A 2073-nucleotide genomic window follows, 5' to 3' on the forward strand; every position below is an offset into this window, starting at 1 on the left:
GTGGCACCACCATCAGCGGCGGCACGCTGGTCGCCAGCAACGTTGACGCGCTGGGCAGCGGCGACGTTACCGACAACGCCACGCTGGAGCTGAACACCGGCGGTGATTTTGACAACGCCATCGGCGGTACGGGCAGCGTGGTGAAATCCGGCGATAAGACGCTCACACTCTCCGGCGCCAATTCTTATACCGGCGGCACCACCATCAGCGGCGGCACGCTGGTCGCCAGCAACGTTGAGGCGCTGGGCAGCGGCGACGTTACCGACAACGCCACGCTGGAACTGAACACCGGCGGTGACTTCGCCAACAACATCGGCGGTACGGGCAGCGTGGTGAAATCCGGCGACAAGACGCTCACGCTCTCCGGAACCAATTCTTACACCGGCGGCACCACCATCAGCGGCGGCACGCTGGTCGCCAACAACGTTGAGGCGCTGGGGACTGGCGACGTCACCAACAACGCCACGCTGGAGTTGAACACCGGCGGCGATTTTGACAACGCCATCAGCGGCAGCGGCCAGGTGGTGAAATCCGGTGACAAGACGCTCACGCTCTCAGGCGCCAACAGCTACAGCGGCGCTACCACCATCAGCGGCGGCACGCTGATTGCCACTCACGTCAACGCGCTGGGTACGGGCGCTATCGACAACCGCGCCAGCCTGTTGCTGGACGCCAGCGGCCAGTTTACGGTAACGGATCTCACCACCGAAAGCGGCGGCAACACCGAAATCGGCGCAGGCAGCACGCTACAGGCGACCACGCTGACACAAAAAAGCGATAGCACGCTGACCATCAACCTGGACAGCAACACCGCCGATCCGGTTATCCACGCCGCTTCTCAGGTCTCGCTGGCCGGTACGCTGGATATCACCGGCGTCGGCGATGTGCTGGACAGCGATCCCGCCAGCACGGACGATCTGGATACCTTCACCCTGATCGCGTCAGATAAAACCATTGCGGGCGATTTCGAAAAGCTTACCGTCGCCGGAATGGACGCCGATCTGGCCGACTTTATCACCGTCGATGGCCGCATTGATGACACGGGCAAGCAGTACGAACTGACCACCGCCCTGACATGGTATGCCGACCGCGACGACGCCGTCACCGACGCCCACGGCACGTTTAACCTGACCAATGCCGACGGCAGTTTTGCGGTCAATACGGTGCTGGAAAACGTTGACGCCACGCTCGATCCCGCCAGCGCCACCGGCTGGGACGGCACATCGCTGATCAAACAGGGCGCAGGCACGCTGATCCTGAATGCGGAAAACACCTATACCGGCGGCACCACCATCAGCGGCGGCACGCTGGTCGCCACTAACGTTGACGCGCTGGGCAGCGGCGACGTCACCGACGACGCCACGCTGGAGCTGAACACCGGCGGCACGTTCGACAACGCCATCAGCGGCAGCGGGCAGGTGGTCAAATCCGGCGACGACGTGCTGACGCTCTCAGGCGCCAACAGCTACAGCGGCGGCACGCTCATCAGCGACGGCACGCTGGTCGCCAGCAACGTTGAGGCGCTGGGGACTGGCGACGTCACCGACGACGCCGTGCTGGAACTGAACACCGGCGGCGATTTTGACAACGCCATCAGCGGCAGCGGGCAGGTGGTGAAATCCGGCGACGACGTGCTGACGCTCTCAGGCGCCAACAGCTACAGCGGCGGCACGCTCATCAGCGACGGCACGCTGGTCGCCAGCAACGTTGAGGCGCTGGGTACCGGCGACGTCACCGACGACGCCACGCTGGAGCTGAACACCGGCGGTGACTTCATCAATAACATCGGCGGTACGGGCCGTGTGGAAAAATCCGGCGATGACAAGCTCACGCTTTCCGGCAGCAATACTTATACCGGCGGCACCCTTATCAGCAGCGGCACGCTGGTCGCCAACGATGTAAACGCGCTGGGTACTGGCGACGTTACCGACAACGCCACGCTGATGCTGAACACAGGCGGTGACTTTACCAACAACATCGGCGGTACGGGCCGCGTGGAGAAATCCGGCGACGACGCGCTCACGCTCTCCGGCAGCAATACTTATACCGGCGGCACCCTTATCAGCGGCGGCA

At 63.5% G+C, this 2073-nt stretch carries 1 protein-coding gene; it reads left to right on the top strand.

Going from position 1 to position 2073, the window contains the following annotated elements; translation table 11 throughout:
* Positions 1-2073, top strand: a 2073-nt coding sequence (locus ACH0WD_RS24375) for an autotransporter-associated beta strand repeat-containing protein (protein WP_395202517.1), incomplete at both ends; no start/stop codon positions are given.

Origin of the sequence: Salmonella sp. 2020_1395, from assembly GCF_043848115.1 — a bacterium.
In the GTDB taxonomy this organism is placed as follows: domain Bacteria; phylum Pseudomonadota; class Gammaproteobacteria; order Enterobacterales; family Enterobacteriaceae; genus Salmonella; species Salmonella enterica.